The sequence below is a fragment of the Marisediminitalea sp. genome (assembly GCF_984433645.1).
In genome coordinates this window covers 1-19,145 of the sequence record NZ_CFIDRX010000039.1, presented here as the reverse complement: position 1 = coordinate 19,145, position 19,145 = coordinate 1, and the positions used below count along the sequence as shown (strand labels likewise).

The following is a 19,145-nucleotide window of genomic DNA, read 5'->3' as shown; positions in this document are numbered from 1 at the left end:
ATGTCTGAACAAAATAATCATCAGCAGGTGTTTAACGATATCAACACCATCCTAGCGAACAATCCTACGCTTATGGATGCCTATAAAGATCTCGAGCCGCTGATACTGGGTTTGTTTAATGCTCAGCGCATGAGTATTTTCCAGCGTCGCCGCCAACATCAGGATTTGGTCGCCAGGTTTAAAACGGGTAAAGAAACTCTCGAAATCAAAGTGCCGATCAGTCCGTTGTCGATTGCAGGCTATGTGGCGTTGTCGCAGCGTTCGCTAATTATATCTAACCCTTACGACACCGAAGAATTGTCGGCTATTCACCCCCGCCTGCGATTTGCCGATCGCTTTGACAAAAGCAGCGATTTCAAAACCCGAAATATTCTGTGCATGCCCATTTTAAACGCCGGTGTGATGATGGGCGTAATGCAAATTATCAACAAAGAACAGGGGCCGTTTACCAACCGCGACATGGCGATTGCTAAAGCGCTAACTGAAGTCCTTGGCAACAAATTCCGCTATGAACTGGGTGGTACGAAAAACCCCTTCGACCTGCTGCTGCACGAAGAACTGATCAGTGAAAAGGCGCTGAAAGACCTGCAAGAATCCAGTGCAGACATGCGCCAGACTGTTCAGCGCTTAATGTCGGAATATCGCATAAATGAAGGCAAGCTTGGGAATTCGCTGTCTATTCATTATCAGGTGCCATTTATTCCGTTCGACCCGGACAAGTTTCATCTGTTTCAGAGTGAAAGCAAACTCAACAGCTCATATCTGAAGCGCAATTTTGTAGCAGTTATTGCTGACGCCCGAGATAAGCCCACGGTATTAATGGCTGAGCCTAATAATGCTTCGCTGTTGATGGAAATCGAAAGCGCGCTGGGTATAGACAGCTACGATATCGCGGTAGGACTGCCTAACCATATTTTACAGTATTTAGGGGATTCTGTAGGCGGTGGCGCGCCAGGCGAAATGAGTGAAATCCTCGACGAAATCGGCACGTCTGCCGAGGAATCGGACGAACACATCGACGAATTATCCGACGACGCACCTGCAGTTGTTCGTCTGGTAAGCCGGATTCTGCATGACGCCAAACGACTCAATGCTTCAGATATTCACATAGACCCTGAGAAAAACGGGCCCACTAGAGTGCGTATGCGTATCGACGGTGTATGTCGTGACATAAACCAGGTACCCGCCTCGCACCACAGTGCCGTAATCGCCCGTATTAAAATCATGTCTAACCTGAATATCGCCGAAAAACGTGTTCCTCAGGATGGTAAGCTGGCATTTCGTATGAGTGGTCAGTTGGTTGAAGTACGGGTTGCTACCATTCCAACCGTTGCAGGTGAAGGCGTAGTTATGCGTATCCTGGCATCGGGGGGCGCAATGCCCATCGATAAAATGAACCTGGCACCGGCCAATATGCAGCGCCTCGAGGAAATGATTAAAAAACCTCACGGTATTTTATTGGTGGTGGGACCCACCGGCTCAGGTAAAACCACCACGCTGCACGCCATTCTCGGCTACCTAAACACCCCTGAGAAGAAGATTTGGACTGCGGAAGATCCGGTTGAGATCACCCAGCCCGGGCTACAGCAGGTGCAGGTAAGTCCAAAGATTGGCTTTACCTTCGCGAATGCGTTACGCGCTTTCCTGCGGGCCGACCCCGATATTATTCTTATCGGTGAGATGCGTGACAAGGAAACCGCGCATGCGGGCATTGAAGCCTCACTAACAGGCCACCTTGTATTGTCTACCCTGCACACAAACTCAGCGCCTGAAACCATTACCCGTCTACTGGATTTGGGTCTGGACCCGGTTAACTTTTCTGATGCCTGTGTGGGTATTCTGGCTCAGCGTCTGATCAGAACCTTATGTTCAAACTGCAAAGAAAAATATATCGCCACCGACACCGATATGGCCTTTATTAAACGCCAGTACGGCGAGCAATTGATGGCGGAACTGAACCTACCAGAACCGCTTGAGCTATACAAAGCGAAAGGCTGTGAAGAGTGCGGTGATACTGGCTACCGCGGCCGGACCGGGGTGCACGAATTACTTGGTATGACGCCAGCTCTGCGCTCAATGGTATACAAAGAAGCCTCTGTGGCAGAGATGAAGCAACAAGCAATGCAAGACGGCATGCGTACTCTGGTGCAGGATGCCATCTTTAAGGTAATAAAAGGTGATACCGATTTGGCACAGGTGCAAATTGTTGGGGGAGATTAACTCCCGACACACGCCTCGTTGCTCACCTGGCTTTTCGCTGTTCCGCTGAGTTAAATGGTCGTAAGATAGTATAAATCTGCGACCTGCTCTTTCAACTTTAGTCTATAAATCGTAACATAGCATTTTGTATATTCTTAAATTCATGGACGAAAGATGTACAGAGTGTTGTTGCGTTTTCTACTCTGCTTATTGTGCTGCGCGCCGGGTTATACCCTGGCAGATTGTATTGTTACTCAACCAACCCGCCAGGCAATAAATACCCCCATAAACCTGAGTATTGGCATTGTTGATATTCAGGTGCATTGTTACCTCGATCGCCCACGCGCACTCAGTTTTCCCTTAGACATTGTTAATAATCCAAGAATTTTTACAGCTTCCGATGTCGATATTGTGCCGTTAAGCAGTGCCAGAGCCGCGTATTTGCTTCCGGCGGGCAATTTCACTTTCACACTCACAGTAGATGCAGAGCGAGACAGGCAATTACTATTGCAATTGGCTCCTTTAGCGCAATTTCAGCAATACAATAATATACATTTGCTGACAATTAGCGGGTTTGCCGGATTGTGTATTGCCCTCAGTTTATATGTTGGCGTGTTAGGCAGAAGCCTGCGAAACGAAGGATTTTACGCCTACAGCGCATACATTCTCAGCGCTGGTTTCTTTTTTGTCCTTCAGGAAGGCGTATTGAAAGTGTTGCTGCCGCAAGCAGCCTGGTTACACAGTGTTGGCCTGAAACTGATTTTCGCCGGACTCACTGTTTATACCGCACAGCGTTTTATTAGCAAGCTGCTTGAATTCCAGTTGATACTGCGGCAGTGGGAACACATGTTAATTCACTACGCGGGTCTACTGGTGCTGTTTTTGGGCGCGATAACCGTACTACTGCCCTCTCCCTACAACCACTTTACCAGTCTCGCAATGGGCAGTTTAACGGTGCTCAGCATGGTGGCAATTATTGTGGCGACTATCTATGCCATGATTCGAAAAATTCACTGTTCAGGTTTGGTATTTGTGTCGCTGCTGCTGTTGCTCGCGGCAATGATATTCAGAGTCTACCTCCCTCATTTCAGTGAATTCCTGCATCGCTACGCCTTAATCATTGCAGTCACCATTGAGGCATTTTTACTGGCGGTCGCCGCCTCAGAAAAAGTCAAACGGCTGCAGAAAGACAAAATTGCGGCTTATTTAAATGCCGCCAGCGATACCTTGTGTCCGGTGTTGAATCGACGTGGATGGGAAGATGCCGCCAATCAGTTACTGCAACAGCATCGTCATGAAGGAGGCTTCCTGGTGATGATGTTTATCGACATGAACAACTTCAAGCAGGTAAACGATATTCATGGTCACGCAGTTGGCGACGACGCATTGGTAATATTAGCTAAGATCTTGAATGCACAATGCCGCCCGCAAGATATTGTTGGGCGACTTGGCGGCGATGAGTTTGTGATCATGAGTCATTGTCATAGCCGGGCGATTGGCGAGCGTATGATAGAGCGTATTAAACAGCGGCTGATGCATCTGGATTTGCGCATCGGTGCACTCAGTTTGCCTGTGTCAGCCAGTGTGGGGGCTCAGATTATAGATGTGCCCCACACAGATTTATCAACGTTGCTGCATCAAACCGACATGCTCATGTACGAGCAAAAGCAACAGCAAAAAGCTATGGCTTAAGAACGATTTTGCCGAAAACCGAGGCATCGATATAGCCCAGGTTTTTGCTGCCGTTTACCGCTTCGACGGCGTGAGAGCCAACAAAGTGCTCACGCTCAACACTGCCATCGTTATCGCAATACGCCAGCATAAAGCCTATCACTTGCTCTGCGCTTAATGCTAACGGCTCTCCGGGTTTAGCCTCGGTAAACGTGTCGGGGAATATTTTAATGCTGACTTCCCAGGTTATTGCAAATGGCGCTTTATCGGAACGGGTCCAACGACTCTTGGCATGGTCATTCAAAATAACGTAGTTTTGTTCTTCCCCTTTGTCCGGACCAATGTCCAGCACATTACCATCCAGCGCAATGTGGTAGGCGAACGCGTTGTAGCTGGTTAAGTGGTTACCGCCGGACGCATCGGCATCGATAAAGATTTCAAGGCAGTCGTCGTCCCAGTATTTGTCGGTCGGGTCCGGGTGGATGTCCCACAATACATCATCGACAATTTCAGCCATAAGATACAACTGTTCGTTGTCCCACAATAATTTGTATCGGCCCGAGAAGTCCTCTGGCGTCGGCATGTCACCAACCATTAACTCTGTCATTGGCAGCCATTCAGCCTGCTGCCAGGCAGCTTCATTAGCCACACCATCTATGGCGATAGGGCTTGCTGCTTTTGCTACTTCAATGTCTTTGGCAAATACCGGCATGGTAGCCAATGCACCCACAACCGTACCTTTGGTAAGCCATTTAGATACCGTTTTGGTTACGCTGGCTATCTTGTTTTTTTGGATAGTTTTGTTCAACACCTGCTACCGCTCCTTCACGCTTCCGCCCCTACAGGGCATCCAGGCCTTTTTCACCCGTACGGATGCGAATGGCTTTCTCAACATCTGCTACAAATATCTTTCCGTCACCGACTTTACCGGTTCGGGCAGCCGATACAATGGCCTCACAAACCCGGTCAAGCAGGTCATCAGAAATCACAATTTCCAGTCGCAATTTGGGCACGTAATCTATTTCGTACTCCGCACCGCGATACAATTCGCTGTGTCCTTTTTGACGACCAAAACCATGCACTTCGCCAATAGTCAGCCCATTAATGCCGACTTGCGCCAAAGCCTCACGGACTTCCTCTAATCGAAAGGGTTTAATAATTGCTGTGACTTTTTTCATAACCGAGTGATACTGGTACTAAATATGCCCAGTCTGTACTATTTATCACTGATTTACCAACGAATTTACCTTAACGGCAAGTTCGGTGCTTGTGATTTAAGTTATTAATCGCCATATCGGGTTTACGAAAATAATCAATTTTGTTTGAGGATGATTATGAACAAAGCGTTGTTGTGTGCAGCAGGTATTGCAACCTTGCTAACTGGGTGTACTACTTTGCCAACCGAGAAAGAAATTGACGAAGCAGATTATGGCAGTTACCCCACAGACTACGAGAATATCGTAAAAACGTATTACGGTTATCATCTGACTCACCCTGACTCTATTGACTATGCTGCAATCAGTAAACCGCGTCGGTACTGGTTGGGTAACGAATTAGATAATGTGTATTACGGCTACCTCGTGTGTGCCACCGTGAATTACCGGAATATGGTGGGTAAGGACACGGGTTATAACTCCCATGCGTTACTGATTCACAATGGCTTAGTCGTAAAATACGTGGAAGACGGTGACTGGTGGGGCAAGCCTTTGTGCGAATAATATTGCCTATGGAATGATTCATCCGCCCTGTTGTCAGCATGTTGATAGGTTATTTGCAAGTCAGGGCGGCTACCGTATGATGAGAAATTCATTCGCAAAGGAACCAGTTCAACATGCGGTATTGGGTGTTGCTTTTCGGCATAGTGTCATGGGGAGTATACGGCAATGATGTATTACGCTCGGCCGTTTCGACCAACTTTCCTGACGGATTGCATACGCAATATTTAACCTACTTTGCAGACAAACTGCATGTGCCCAGTGAGATTGGCACTATGCCCTATGCCAGAAGGCTACGTTCTATAGACAATGGAACACTGGACATTATGGTTGGGGTGTCAAGCGTCGCGCCTATTGGTAGCAACACCGAACGTCTGAACCCAGCCTATGAGTCACTCAGTCTGGCTATTTTTGTGTTAGCGGGGAACGAGTCGACAATTCAATCCATCGACAGCTTCGATCACCTCACAATCGGCGTTACCCGGAATGCCAGTCGACAAAGCCTGTTAAAACACATTCCCGAAGAGCACATTGTGCCGGCTGTATCGCTGGAGCAAAAAATTGACCTGCTGCTCAAAGGGCGTATTGATGCGTTTCTTCACGTTAGGCAAAGTACTTTTTCCAGACTGATCACCGAAAACTTGTACAGTCGTATTCGACCAGCTGATTTTCAGCCTTCGAAGGAGCTCGAGCAGCACGTTGCTATAAATAAAGACTCCTGGTTGTATTTACACAAAGCAGAATTGGAGAAAATTCTTCGCGATGGCGTGGCCAATAGTGACTTTGCTCATATTCGGCATCGTTTTTACCTGGCGCAGCAAGAGCCACAACATTAATTGGCATTTTACTCATTAGTGTTAGCTTTTATCGCCTTTTAACTTAACACCGTGCTGTGTAAATTCCATTTGGGTAGGCAAGCATCCGTATTCCGCTTTAAAACAGCGACTAAAATAACCCGGTGATCCGAACCCTACTTCCAATGCTATGTGAGTAACCTGCAGTCCATTTGCCAGCATAGGTAAACACTTTTCCAACCGGTAACGCTTTAAGAATAATGTAAAGTTGTCTGGCATGAGTTTGGCCATAGTGCGATTCAATTGCCTTTCGCTCATCGCTAAGGCAGACGCCGCCTCCTTGCGACTGAAGTTTTCTTTCTGATAATTCTGTTCAACGACAGTCAGTAATTTAAGTATAAATGCTCGGTCCTTGTCTGTAGCCGATTCAGGGATAATAGATTTTACATAGTCAGACTGAATATCGGCGAAGCCATCCTTTGGCTCTGCAGCCTGTTGCTGACCGAGCGCAGAAATAGCGAGCTGATTTTGCAGCCGCAGAACCAGCTCTTCACGCTCTATTGGTTTGGTGAGATAGTCATTTGCCGTTGCCTTGAAGCTCTCAATTTGCATGGCTTTGTCGGTCTCTGCCGTCAGCAAAATAATGGGCGTGTCCTCAAACTCCGGCAATGCTCGTACCGCTCGGGTAAGCTCAATACCGTTCATGCCCGGCATTTTCAAATCCGATAAAATAAGATCTGGTTTTAGTACACCTAACATTGCAAGCGCCTGCTCCGCACTGTGCACGTCGTAACACTTGAACGTGTCGCTTAGCATACCGGTTATATACGTTGCCGAAGGTTCATTGTCATCGACAACCAGTATTAACGGCTGCTTGTTAGATTGATATTCACTCTCAGGCTCAGTTACCTGCTGCGCCTCTCCTGTTACTGCTTCATGACTTATTTCATCCATGGCTTCAGTAAGCGCTGCCGCCTCATCAGGTGCTTGCGTTCGCTTTATCGGAATGTGTATTGTGCAGGTAGTACCCACTGACGGTTCGCTGTGTATTTCTAACCAACCATAGTTAGCCAGTACCAGCTCATTGACCAGATTCAGGCCAATGCCCATATGGGGCTGCCCGCGGTTATTTGCCCCCTCGCCAAACCGCTCAGTTAGCACTATTTGCTCTTCCGGTGTGAGGCCCACACCATTGTCAGTTACCGACAGGTGCATTTGGTTTTCTGACTCTGACACTACCACTTTTATAAACCCGCCCTCCTGGGTAAAAGCGAGAGCGTTTTCGATAAGTTGATGTGTGATCTTCTCCAGCGAGTCTTCAACGAGTAATAGCGGGTGCTTTATTTTGTTTTCAAATGACAAGACTTGTTGCTTGGCCGTGGCTTTTGGCCTCAATGACTCAATAACATATTGCACCGATTTGCCCACATCATAAACGGCTAGATCGTGTTGCGTAATCGAGTCTACCCGCTCAACTTCTGCGAATTGGTCCACTATGGAGCGTATTCGACTGGTGTGCTGATAGAGTGAATCCAGCGTATCAGCTTCTTCATTTGTCCTGGCTTTTTGCTTCAGCTCCAGCAACGGCTCCATCATCAACATAACAGGCGTCCTAAGCTCATGCGCCAGATTTCTGAATAACCGATCTTTCTTTGCAAGCAACTCCGACATAGACACATTCATTTCGCGCAGTGCGGATTGCTTTTGCCGAATGATTTCCGCTAACACCCGGCTTTTTTCCTCTGCGTACTGTTTAACTAAATACACCAAGCCAATGACTAAAAGCGCAGCTAATACTACGTAGCAACATATCGCTTGCCAGGTGAGCCAAATGGGCTTGGCAATTTTCAGGGAGAATGAAGTAATCGGCTGCTCTGCTTCACTTTTCTTGTCTACCACCCTTATTTCCAGTTTGAACTCACCATAGGGAAGACCCGAGTAAGTGATCGTGCCGTAGTTCGTAGGCAAGGCGCTCCATTCATTGTGGAAACCTGATAAACGGTACTCCAGGTGCTGCAGTTGCGCGTAGTGAAAGTCGGCAGAAGCAAATGCAAAGGTAATTTCTTCCGGCGCTTTATCGAAAGCCACTTCTTTCGCTGAACTGTCCAAAATTGCCAACTTGCCCAGTCGGGTTCTGGTCTGTAAATCCACTACCTGTGCATATGCAAGATGGCTACGGCGCTTTTCTACATACTCGATCATTTGGACCGTGTCGATTACGTAGCTCAGTTGGTCACCGACAAGCAGGATTTTTGTGTTCCCAACCGGCAATAACCCCTGATAATTGAAATCAGTGTCGATAACCCCGTCGCTGCTATCAAACTCAAACGCAAAATGCTGATTGACCAGCATTAAACCTTTATTTGTCGCTAACCAGTGATTGCCGTCTTTATCGATATGGCCGTCGCGGATAAACCGGGGTATACCACTATTGGGGAACGCTTCTGCTAACGTTTTATCAGTCAGGGAAAACTGTTTTAAGCCGGTACCGGACGTACACAAGTACATCTGATTTGTGCGACTGTCTTCATAAAGACAATACACAAACAGTCCCTTTAGGGCGTCGATATCGTGTTTAATCCATACCCCAATGGAATCGCTAACGAATAACGCGTTGCTTTTATCCATCAATACCAAACTGCCGTCGGTATTGAGGGTTGCCAGCTTTATATTTTTAGGCGCGTTGGTAAAAAGCGCAAACGTTCCATTTTGGATTGAAATGAATCCCGCATGGCTCTCTTTCTGAAAATAGAAATAGGTTTGGTTGTTTAAGGTGAACGAAAGAGGATGGATGTTGGGGCAGTACTGGTTAGGGTCGAGTAGTTTTTTGCGAAGCTGAAAATGATTGTTTTCAAATTGGTAGACAGCGCATGAGGCTGGATCGAATAACTCTCCTGAAACCAGCGGTATCGGCTCTGCATCAAACGCACCGCTCGATAACGCCGAAAGCTTACCGGACTCTCCCTCTAACACATGCCAGTTGTCTGCTGTTTTAGCCAGATACCGCTCGTCTCCAACAGGCGCAATGGCATAAATATCTTTCCGGAAAGGAAAGTCTGTTTCATGCACATAATCCATCGCCAAATCCGCCGGATTAATGCTTGTTAGGCCGAGTTGCGTGGAAGCAATAATCAATTCGCCAGTTTGTAATTGATGAATTTGCTGAACTTCCCTTATTTGATCAAATCCATATTTTGGCTTAGCTATCTGCGGTTCAATAAGACGCTTCGAAACATGGTCGAGCCTATAAAAACCACCAGCCCCTACCCATAATTCGCCGGAGTTCGAAATGAAGATACTTTCTACTTCTTGTTTACTTCCATCAGGATGATCTAAAGGGTAAAAGATAGGTTCAGACTCGCCCAGTTTATAAACCCCACCAATTCCGCCGATATAAATGTCGTCATTTACCACTTTTACATAGGTAATTCTTTTGAGAAAAGGTAGCTGTTCTTCTCTCGGAATAGTTCGACTCACATTCCCTGAATAATCGACGAACAATACATTATTTCTCTCTGCGACCACTATCTCGTCTTGCAGCGTATCAACAATGTACACACCGGCAAGTTTCTCCCCTGATACCAGGTTTTCTATTACGACCGTTTCTTTAGTAACCTTGTTCACGATTGCGATACGGTAGATTGCAGCGACTGCAATAATTTCGTCGTTGGTAGTAACAGACCATGCATATTTAGCGATACGCTCGGGTAACTCTAGTTCTGTAAACTCTGATTTTCGAAAATCGTATTGAAAAACGCCGTGACCGTATTCAGATATCCACAGTCTGTTATTGGTGTCTTTGTGCAACTTAGATATATAGCCAATACCGAGAGGGCTATTTGCGCTTGTAAAGTGTTTGGCATGCCTACCTGTCAGCTCAAAAAAACCGTTCTCCGCGCCTATGAATAATCTGCCATTAACAGACTCTAGTCCGCGTATGATTCCTGTCGACTCGCCTGCTATCTTACTTTTACCAGTCCAAACTGGTTCAACAGCAGTTACTTTTGCCACATGGACTGTCCAAACTAAGACAATACTTATAAATGTCCTGAATTTTAAACTCCATGTCCCGAGCATCCATTTCTCTCCCTGAAATATTCCCTAAATTTGTTCTTGCCCATTAACCTTAATACAAAAGGACTACACGATGAATATAGAGCAAAAATCAATCTATCGCGAGCTATCAGAAGAAGACTGTACTATGGTGCAGGGTGGTTTCGAGAGTAATTCGCTCTCGTTTTACTCCGCAATTCTTCATCAATTCAAACGCACGTGCCTTGTAGAAGACGCCGAGAAACCAGGCAACGAATAGATCAGGCATAGATCAATCACCAGTTTGTAGCGCATGCTCCTTTAAGTGCGTGGTTGTCTGGTGTTTACCCTAAAACCCAAGTCGGTCTCAAATACCATTGTTTATCATATAGATAACATTCACTGTCATATCGCTGTCACCCTGTCGTCACAGCCCTGTCGTCACTATTTTCTCTCTGTTGCGGTTAAATACCTCCCAACACGGCAAACCTAAATGATTTGCATAATTCATAGGTAAGAGGACATATTTATGGCAAGATTATCAACAGCTTCACATACAAAACAGGCAACTATGGCAACTGCATCTTTAGTAAATGGATATTGGTTTTATTTTAATGACAATGATACAGAAATTGCGGTGCATGGCTCTGCCTGGTCAGGTCGAGAGACGGTGTATGTTAACGACAACCCGGTCTCTGACAAACGCGAGTTGTTCAAATTTTCCAGTAACCATGAGTTTACTCACAACGGGTTTAATTACCGGGTTAATTACCACCTGACCAACGTACTAACGGGTTCGCTTGAATGCTCACTTTACCGCGACAATAAACTGCTAGCCTCACAAACCAAGGGCTTTTTAGGCAAGTCTAAAGGCTCGTGGTTGTTTGTAGTGGGTATGTTTCTGGCAGGCGTAGGTTTTGGCGCCGCCACTGCTGCTTTGTTTAAATATTTCACCGCATAAGGAGAGTTCGGTGGAAATTAACGCATCGCGTATCAAAGCGATTCGACAACAGCATCAGTGGACACAGCAGCAGCTTGCGGATATGTGCGGGGTTAGCCTGCGTACAATCCAGCGCGTTGAGAAAGAAGGCAACGCAGCGTCTGAAACCATAATGAGTTTGTGTGCAGTGTTTGAGGTACCGCGTGAAGACCTGCTAGTGGTGCCCAAACTCGATGAGTCTGAATGGCAGACCATTAAAATTGGCAATCAGTTTGTCATGATCATTGGCGCCGCCGTTAGCGGGCTCATTACCGGCGCAGCGATTATGTACTGGATGTTGGGTGGCTGACTTGGTTACAACGAGTGTACGGCTGCAACAAAGGGGTAAACCACCGTCTGGTCTTTCTGTTTCTACTTACAGGATGTCTCAATGCCAACCGTCGCGCTTGTAATTAAAGCCGCCACTCAGTCTGGAGCGAAGACTGGCGGCATTAAGCAGATGTATTTACTTAATCGAGATTAGCTTGTTCCACAAAATAACGTTGTACTTGATCTGCAATCGGTTGGTCGTAGTTACTCAACACAATAATGATGTAACCACTGTTAGGATATATTGATAACCATGAACTCATTCCGGCCGCACCACCATTGTGACCGTAAAAGAATGATTTTCCTTCCCCAAAAACGCCAAACCCATAGCCGTAGGCAGCCTGCCCCATAGCGACTTGTTTACTCGTTGCTAAATCCAATGTTTGTCTGCTTATTAACTTTTCATTTTTTAGGGCAACCGCAAATTTAAAAAGATCGCCTGTAGTTGAATATGCTCCACCCGCTGCAGTCCCTTGCCAGGGAAGGGTGTCTTTGTTGTCGACCCATTTATCTTCTACCCGCATGTAACCTTTGGTTATATCTTTTGAAACTCGCTCTTCAGGTTCAAAGCCGGTTGCATTCATATCGAGCTTATTAAATAAGTTTTCCTCTAAGAATTCGTAGTAATCCTGACCCGATACATTCTCGATTATTTTGCCAAGCAAAATAAAGCCAAAGTTTGAGTATTGGAAAGTGTTTCCGGGTGGCATAGTGGCTTCCCGGTCTTCGTACAGCCTCACATAATCATCATGGCTTTTTAGTGAGAGTCTGTTTTGATCAAACGAAGGACCAAAAATATCACCTGTACCACCAGTGTGAGATAAAAGGTGATGTACTGTCACGGATTCGGAGATCGATTTATTTTTGAAATGGGGAAGGTATGTATTTAAGGTCTCATCTAGATTGACTTTTCCCTCTTCCACAAGCATCAGGATGCCTATTGAGGTGAACATCTTATTTAAAGAACCTACGCGAAACTGAGCATCGATATTTAAAGGCTTGTTCTCTGCTCTATCAAAATAACCGACGGCTTCATGTAACAATACTTCCTCATTTTGAGCTATTAGTATTGAACCTGAAAATTCATCATTAGCGTAAAGATCGGATACATGTTGTTTAAGCGCATCTATGGCGCTAGTGGAGCTTGATGTTGATGACTTTTCACACGCTATAATACTAAACAACAGTGCCACGACGACCGTGATTTTTGTGATTACTTTAACCAACTCTAAAATCCTTTTTAAATCAGTTGCAAAAACGTTATCCGTGTAGCAATTCTAACCTAGCAAATAAATAACACTTTTTGAACAAGTTGAATGCCTGATTCTGATGAGGCAAACATTTAACGTGTGCCGAAGCGAATGCCCGGTCCTTGTCTATTTCCGACTTTTAAGGCAAGTCGCCCAATCTCTTCTCAGAAGCGTCTATGCAGCAGAGTTACCCCGACTCATCAATAGCATTGCACCCAAGTTTTCGTGTGAAATGAAGCATCAATAATGCAAGTGCTTACTTATTACATAAAATACAAAAAATAAACATGTCACATGCACTGTCATATTGATTGGCATATGACAGGCATTGCTCAGTCATATCGCTGTCGTCACCGTTGTTCCTATTTTCTGGTGTACTTGATGCCACTTCAGCACGGCGCTGATGCAATGACTTTCAACGACCTGTTCAAACATGGAAAGGACCAACACGATGACAACTCAAACACAACCAGTGCAGTTTAATATTCCCACACCGGCCAAAGCGTCTGCGTTCACCGGATACCACTTTGAATTTACAGACCAAGACAAAAACATCGAGGTTCAAGCCTCATCCTGGTCAGGGAAAGAGTCTGTAGTGATTAACGGCGAACTGATCTCTGATAAGCGCGTGCTCACAAGCACCCGCAGTGAGCACCTTATTACCCATGATGGTCATGAATACCGAGTAGGTCTCCACATCACCAATATCCTTACTGGCAATGTGGAGTGTAAGTTATACCGTAACGACTTACTCATTGGCTCTCAGCACAAAGCCGTTATCGAGAAGCCCTACACGTCCTTGCCGAGTATCCTGAAGATATCAGTCGCAATAGCCTGGACAGTGGCTTGTGCCTTATGGGTCACTTCTGTATTGCCACTTTAATGTTTGGTTAGGCAGCCACGCCTAACGCTGCATTGTTCTAGCAGGCAATTTTAGGCAAGTGCTGCCAATTGGTGGTGTACTGCGGTGACAAGTACTCCCGTTTCATCTTCCAATCCGGATGAATGCCTTTGGCAGCAGCACCAATTGTCTGGCTGCCATAGCGGGTATTAATGGCGTCCATGCACTGCATAAGCTTTGGGTTATGCGTTAGTTGTGCAAACATATCTGTCTGCTCTTGTTCTGTATCGACGATCTCTATCGCACCCACACCGCATTTATGTAACAGGATCCCCGCTTTGAATAAATCGACAGACGCTCTGCTGGCGGCTTCTACCAACGCCCTCGTGTCGTTGGTAGGCTGGGCAAACCTATGCTGTACGGCCTTGTGATACTGACGGGTATTGGCAAACGGATTGGCATGCGTAAACAACGTCAGTAAACTCGCCTTACTCCCCTGCCGCCGCAACTTCTCAGCGACTTTTTCAGCATGCCAACAGAGGCTTTCACGCAATGTCTGTTGCATAGTAACCGGATGTCCAAATGCGCGGGTTGAATAGATTTGCTTTTTATTGGCTCGTTCTGCATCCCACTGTATGCAGGTGACACCATTGAGCTCGCGCACCGTGCGTTCCAGCTCAACAGAGAATTGCTTTCGCAGTGCTTTCGGGCAGCTGTTTGCAAGTTCCCATGCGCTGTGAATCCCCTGATTCTCCAATCGTGCAGCTATGCGTTTCCCTACTCCCCACACGTCCTGTACGTGCATGGCACGCAATACTTCTTCTACTTTCTGGGATGAGTCCAAGACGGCAATGCCGTTTTGGTCGCCAAGTCGTTTTCCTGCAAAGCTGGCTACCTTTGCCAATGTAGGAGTAGCGGCGATTCCTACGCCGACTGGCAAACGCAATTGCTGCCAAACCGCCTGTTGTATTGCGGCAGCATGAGCCTGCCACCCGGCTTCTGGTTGCCAGGTATCGAAATGCAAAAAGCATTCGTCGATAGAGTAAACGTGCTGGTCGGGCGCATACTCGCCTATCACTTGCATCATCTTGTTCGACAAATAATCGTACAGCTCATAGTTTGACGAACGGATAACCGCATTGTGTCGTGCTAGCAACCCTTTCACTTTGTAGTAAGGGCCAAACTTCTTCACGCCCAGCTGTTTGGCATTTTCGCACAGCGCACAAATACAGCCGTCGTTGTTGGTAAGCACAACAACAGGGCGCTGGCGTATTGCCGGGTCAAAAACCTTTTCCGCCGAGGCATAAAAGCTGTTGGCATCGACTAGCGCATACATTGACTCAACCACCTAACGTAGCGGTGCATCCGCACAGATCGTACAACAATGCCTTCTATCTCAAAAATATCGCCCTCACCCAACGCGTAGGGCTGGTGATCGAGCCCTGGTGACAATAAAACCTGAGAATTTCTGTCGTAGAGCTTACAAACAAAACTGCCGTTCAGGTTCGCCACAATCACATCCAGTGAGGTAGCCGCGGCGGCGCGATCTACAATGAGCAGATCTCCGTCGAAGATCCCAACCCCTGTCATAGAGTCCCCTTTGGCCTGCCCAATAAAGGTGGCATTGGGGTGTTCGATTAACAGTTCATCTAAGTCCAATGCGAGTTGCTTGTATTCAGCTGCGGGCGACTCGAACCCACTAATCCCTGCCTGTGCTGCGACTGGAATAATTTGAAGCATGAATGGATACCATTTCACTGTTTAAAAAATACTGTTTATTTATACAGTATTTTGCGATACAGTGACAAGGTATTTCACAACAACGGAGTTTTACCATGGCTATCACAACACAATATGTGGTCTCGCACAAAGGGGTAGAAAAGTTGGTTACTACCGATAAAAAAGAAGCCGATCAGTACGATAAGATGCTGGACGTTGCCGACAACCTGGCGGTATATATTCAGGCGAAAGGCATAAAATTAAATGACGACATTGCCGAAGATTTGTCGATCATGCTGGCAAAGAACAAAGACAACCTTGCCAAGCTACTCAAAGGCACAACCGCAGACAGCATTTTGTCTCAGGAAGGCGCTGATGTAGTAAAGCTAACGGCTAACGGCTAGTTTATAAAAGGCGCTAGCCGCGCAGCAAGATTAGTCATTGAGAGTCAGGCTCGGCACTGTGGAAACAGTGCCGCCTTCTACTCTTTGAATTACTAACAATAGCGTATAGCGACTGCTAGCCGATTTCGCCTTTAAAGTTAAAGCGTTTAATAACGCCGTTTACATCACCAATTGTCGCGTGCAGGCGTTCACTGGCGGCAAGAGAAGCTTCGGAACTACGCTGCGTGTCGGCTGCGCCGTCAGCAATTTCAACAACCTGTTGGTTGATATGCTCAGCCACAGAGCTCTGCTCTTCTACTGCCGCAGACATTTCCATAGTCATTTCACTGATGCCTTTAACGGCCGTGTTAATTTCAGACAAGGCGCGCCGTGTCTCTTCGACAATTTCAGCACCTTGTTGTGCTGACTCAAGGCCTCGTGTAGACACCGTAACAGCGCGTTCACTGCGACTTGCCAATACCTGGATAATGTCGTGAATCTTGTCGGTTGATTCGCGGGTTTTAGATGCCAGAGCCCGAACTTCGTCGGCAACCACAGCGAACCCTCGCCCTTGCTCACCGGCGCGGGCAGCTTCAATAGCCGCATTCAGGGCCAACAAATTTGTTTGGTCGGCAATGGAAGAAATAATACTTGCAGCTTCCCCAATATCACTGGTTGACTGCGCTAATTCCGTCACCGTCTTTGAAATAGACTCTACTACTTCTTTCAATTCCACGATGGCCGCGGCGGCAGACTCTGCTTTCTGATTTCCGGTATTTACATTGCTGGCAGCTGTTTTTGCGCTTTCAGCATTGTTTTCTACCCGCTCTGCCACCTCCTGAATAGACTGCGACATTTGTGTTACCGCAGAGGCAATCTGTTGCGTGGCCTGATTCTGCTGCACCACCGCAGAACTGGTGCGCTCCGCCTGTTGATGAGTAGTATTGGCAATTTCCTCCAACCCGCTGGCCGAATCTTTTATCCGGGTCAACGCGGTACGGCTTCTTGCTAATTCGCAGCCTAGCACCAATTTGCCTCTTGCTACGGCCCCAAAATCGCTAAAATAAGTTTGTGACACCACGGGGCTGTCATAGGAGTCCGGGCTAAGTGAAATTAATGCTTCCCAATCACTCTCTGTCGCTTTGAACTGCCAGAATGCCATTATAACAAGTACAACAGCGGTCACGACCGCCGGCATCCACCCGTCCATAAAAGCAAGAAGCGCGACCAGAGGAATACCAGGGACCCAATACATACTGAATTTTTTAATAAAGTAGCTATACAATTCCGATGCGGGCGCAGCAGATTTACCTTCCAGAATACGGGCATAACGCGAACTTGCTCGGGCAATTTCGTGCTCCAGAGCTGGCACACGCACAGACTCATACCCTGCAATTCGACTTCCCTCATATACCGGTGTTACAAAGGCGGATACCCAGTAATGGTCGCCATTCTTGCGACGGTTTTTCACCAGGCCCATCCAGATACGACCGGCTTGCAACGTTTGCCACATTTCCTTGAACACGCCCGGAGGCATATCCGGGTGCCGCACCAAATTGTGGTTTTTACCAATTAGCTCTTCTCGCGAATAGCCACTGACTTCCACAAATTCCTCGTTGCAGTGAGTAATGATCCCGCGCTCGTCCGTGGCGGAAATCAATCTGTACTCTCTCGGAAATTTATACTCCCGTTGCGTGACGGGCTGATTATTACGCATACTGTAGTTGCTCCATTTCAATGTAGAGCATCCGGGTGCTCTATTCCACAGAATGGTCTTCACCGAAAATCTGTGCACCGCAAAGATAGGCAATTTGCGGATTTATCATATGTTTATACTAAAGTAGACCAACCTTTAAGATTTCCGCAAATTGCACGGTGATATTTTCGAGAGAATGGGAAAAATCTGCGTTCGGGCAACGTAGACAAAAGGCCAGAACGCCAAACAGCACCTAAGAGGTGCTGTTTTAAGTCTGAATCATGAGGGGCTGCAGGCGTATTTCTGCATTTTTTCATGCAGACTTTCGCAGGCAGTACGCATGGTTTTGTTAGTTGCTGAGACCGGCGCTGATCTGGTCGAGTAATGACGCAACCTGGCGACTCGCCTCTTCCATAGAAGCCAGTGCGCTTTCACACGCCTGAGTATCCTGTTGCAATGAAGCCCGCACAGCCTGCACACCAAAGCGATGAACGGAGGCATGCGGTGCATCCAAGCGTTTAAAAGCATCGAGTTTGCCAGCAGGCAAATGAGTGTTTTCGCTATACCATTTACCGAGGCGGCAACGAGTGTGGTCAGAAAAATCTTCGGCGGACTTGGAAGAACGTCCACAAATGACGGCGTACACTTCCGACTTCCATACAACATGGTCCAGCTTAACGGTCTGGATAAATGTTTGTGTGCTGGCACCGCGAATAGCAGCTTCCATAACGTCACAATGCGACACCATTTCATCGTAGTTGCCGTTTAAACGGGTAACACCATCGGCCAGGTGTGTATTGTTTTGCTGAAGCTCCGACACAGACGATACGGCTTTCTGAGTAGACTGAATAATACTCTTCACCAGCTCTGACACTTCATTGGCAGACTGATTAGTTTCATTTGCCAGCGACCGTACTTCGTCGGCCACAACGCTGAAGCCTCGTCCGGCATCCCCTGCGCGCGCAGCTTCAATTGCGGCGTTCAGTGCCAGAAGGTTTGTTTGATCAGAAATACTGGTAATCGTAGAGACAAACTTATTAATGTTGTCAGCGGTTTCCGACAAGCCCTCAATGCTGGTACTCATCGTATTCATCATCTCATTCAATCCGGCCATATCATCAATGATTTGCTGCAATGATTCTGATGACTCAGAGAACAAACGCTGGTTATCGGCAAGACTGTCTGTTTGCGCGGAAACCTGATGGTAAGACGCTAATACGGTTTCGCGGATCCCTTCAACCTGGCACAACGAATCCAACAGGCTACCGATAACGCCTTGTTCGCTGTTGTCTGCTTCCTGAGCAGCGGCCAGCTCTTGTCTTAACTGGTGGTTTTCAGCTTCCAGTGCGGCAACACGTTCTGCTAACTGAGACTGTTCTTTTTGTAGCGCTGAGACTTTCTGCAAAGCGCTGTCGTGAGTTGAGCGGGATACAAACACAGAGTAGGCTCCTTCTGTGGGGGCATATTATTATTAATGTGTATTAGGGGCTGTTGACCTTTGCTGTATGTTTTTGCAGCGAGTTGTGCGTCATTTAG

The 19,145-nt window shown here is 46.9% G+C and carries 17 protein-coding genes; 9 read left to right on the top strand and 8 right to left on the bottom strand.

The window, feature by feature from the left end:
- Both AC4MRN_RS07365 and AC4MRN_RS07360 read left to right on the top strand, forming a co-directional pair.
- A complete protein-coding gene (locus AC4MRN_RS07365) occupies positions 1–2,220 on the top strand; it encodes a GspE/PulE family protein (protein ID WP_491202906.1) in 2,220 nt (739 codons plus the stop codon).
- Between the two features lie 153 nt (positions 2,221–2,373).
- Complete coding sequence (locus tag AC4MRN_RS07360) at positions 2,374–3,891, top strand: sensor domain-containing diguanylate cyclase (RefSeq protein ID WP_491202905.1); 1,518 nt, start codon at positions 2,374–2,376, stop codon at positions 3,889–3,891.
- Here AC4MRN_RS07360 and AC4MRN_RS07355 read toward each other — a convergent pair.
- Positions 3,881–4,582, bottom strand: a complete 702-nt coding sequence (locus AC4MRN_RS07355; protein ID WP_491202910.1) for a sugar-binding protein — start codon at positions 4,580–4,582, stop codon at positions 3,881–3,883. The two genes, AC4MRN_RS07360 and AC4MRN_RS07355, sit on opposite strands and share 11 nt — an antisense overlap.
- Before the next feature lie 127 nt (positions 4,583–4,709).
- Entirely contained in the window at positions 4,710–5,048 is a 339-nt protein-coding gene (locus AC4MRN_RS07350; protein WP_491202904.1) for a P-II family nitrogen regulator, read from the bottom strand.
- A 156-nt stretch (positions 5,049–5,204) separates the two neighbouring features.
- On the opposite strand from AC4MRN_RS07350, the gene AC4MRN_RS07345 reads away from it, so the two are divergent.
- Both AC4MRN_RS07345 and AC4MRN_RS07340 read left to right on the top strand, forming a co-directional pair.
- Complete coding sequence (locus AC4MRN_RS07345; RefSeq protein ID WP_073324243.1) at positions 5,205–5,588, top strand: hypothetical protein; 384 nt, start codon at positions 5,205–5,207, stop codon at positions 5,586–5,588.
- A gap of 113 nt (positions 5,589–5,701) precedes the next feature.
- Positions 5,702–6,421 carry a substrate-binding periplasmic protein gene (locus AC4MRN_RS07340; protein ID WP_491202903.1) on the top strand — a complete coding sequence of 240 codons (720 nt, stop codon included), beginning with the start codon at positions 5,702–5,704 and terminating at the stop codon, positions 6,419–6,421.
- Positions 6,422–6,442: 21 nt separating this feature from the next.
- On the opposite strand, the gene AC4MRN_RS07335 is transcribed toward AC4MRN_RS07340, so the two are convergent.
- Positions 6,443–10,390 (bottom strand): response regulator, encoded by a 3,948-nt coding sequence (locus tag AC4MRN_RS07335; RefSeq protein ID WP_491202902.1) that lies wholly within the window; start codon positions 10,388–10,390, stop codon positions 6,443–6,445.
- A gap of 136 nt (positions 10,391–10,526) precedes the next feature.
- Here AC4MRN_RS07335 and AC4MRN_RS07330 point away from each other — a divergent pair, with 136 nt between their 5' ends.
- The 3 genes from AC4MRN_RS07330 to AC4MRN_RS07320 all read left to right on the top strand — a co-directional run bounded on the left by AC4MRN_RS07330 (position 10,527) and on the right by AC4MRN_RS07320 (position 11,700).
- A complete protein-coding gene (locus AC4MRN_RS07330; RefSeq protein WP_491202901.1) occupies positions 10,527–10,691 on the top strand; it encodes a hypothetical protein in 165 nt (54 codons plus the stop codon).
- A 249-nt stretch (positions 10,692–10,940) separates the two neighbouring features.
- On the top strand, positions 10,941–11,372 hold the full coding sequence (locus tag AC4MRN_RS07325) for a hypothetical protein (protein WP_084526632.1): 432 nt from the start codon (positions 10,941–10,943) through the stop codon (positions 11,370–11,372).
- 10 nt (positions 11,373–11,382) lie between these two features.
- Positions 11,383–11,700 carry a helix-turn-helix domain-containing protein gene (locus tag AC4MRN_RS07320; protein ID WP_155013427.1) on the top strand — a complete coding sequence of 106 codons (318 nt, stop codon included), beginning with the start codon at positions 11,383–11,385 and terminating at the stop codon, positions 11,698–11,700.
- 160 nt (positions 11,701–11,860) lie between these two features.
- Here AC4MRN_RS07320 and AC4MRN_RS07315 read toward each other — a convergent pair whose 3' ends face one another.
- The gene (locus tag AC4MRN_RS07315) at positions 11,861–12,946 is read right to left on the bottom strand and encodes a serine hydrolase domain-containing protein (protein ID WP_491202900.1); all 1,086 of its coding nucleotides are present in this window, start codon (positions 12,944–12,946) and stop codon (positions 11,861–11,863) included.
- 475 nt (positions 12,947–13,421) lie between these two features.
- Between AC4MRN_RS07315 and AC4MRN_RS07310 the strand changes: the two genes are divergently transcribed.
- Positions 13,422–13,853: a hypothetical protein gene (locus AC4MRN_RS07310; RefSeq protein WP_491202899.1), complete on the top strand. Its 432-nt coding sequence runs from the start codon at positions 13,422–13,424 to the stop codon at positions 13,851–13,853.
- A 37-nt stretch (positions 13,854–13,890) separates the two neighbouring features.
- Here the strand turns inward: AC4MRN_RS07310 and AC4MRN_RS07305 are convergent, their stop codons facing one another.
- Both AC4MRN_RS07305 and AC4MRN_RS07300 read right to left on the bottom strand, forming a co-directional pair.
- Positions 13,891–15,147 (bottom strand): Y-family DNA polymerase, encoded by a 1,257-nt coding sequence (locus AC4MRN_RS07305; RefSeq protein WP_491202898.1) that lies wholly within the window; start codon positions 15,145–15,147, stop codon positions 13,891–13,893.
- Entirely contained in the window at positions 15,135–15,551 is a 417-nt protein-coding gene (locus AC4MRN_RS07300; protein WP_073324236.1) for a S24 family peptidase, read from the bottom strand. Before AC4MRN_RS07300 ends, AC4MRN_RS07305 begins: the two co-directional genes overlap by 13 nt.
- A gap of 95 nt (positions 15,552–15,646) precedes the next feature.
- Between AC4MRN_RS07300 and AC4MRN_RS07295 the strand changes: the two genes are divergently transcribed.
- Entirely contained in the window at positions 15,647–15,934 is a 288-nt protein-coding gene (locus tag AC4MRN_RS07295; RefSeq protein WP_491202897.1) for a YebG family protein, read from the top strand.
- A gap of 115 nt (positions 15,935–16,049) precedes the next feature.
- Here the strand turns inward: AC4MRN_RS07295 and AC4MRN_RS07290 are convergent, their stop codons facing one another.
- Together AC4MRN_RS07290 and AC4MRN_RS07285 are read right to left on the bottom strand one after the other, a co-directional pair.
- A complete protein-coding gene (locus tag AC4MRN_RS07290; protein WP_491202896.1) occupies positions 16,050–17,630 on the bottom strand; it encodes a methyl-accepting chemotaxis protein in 1,581 nt (526 codons plus the stop codon).
- A gap of 328 nt (positions 17,631–17,958) precedes the next feature.
- Complete coding sequence (locus AC4MRN_RS07285) at positions 17,959–19,047, bottom strand: methyl-accepting chemotaxis protein (RefSeq protein WP_490402077.1); 1,089 nt, start codon at positions 19,045–19,047, stop codon at positions 17,959–17,961.
- Positions 19,048–19,145: the final 98 nt, after the last annotated feature.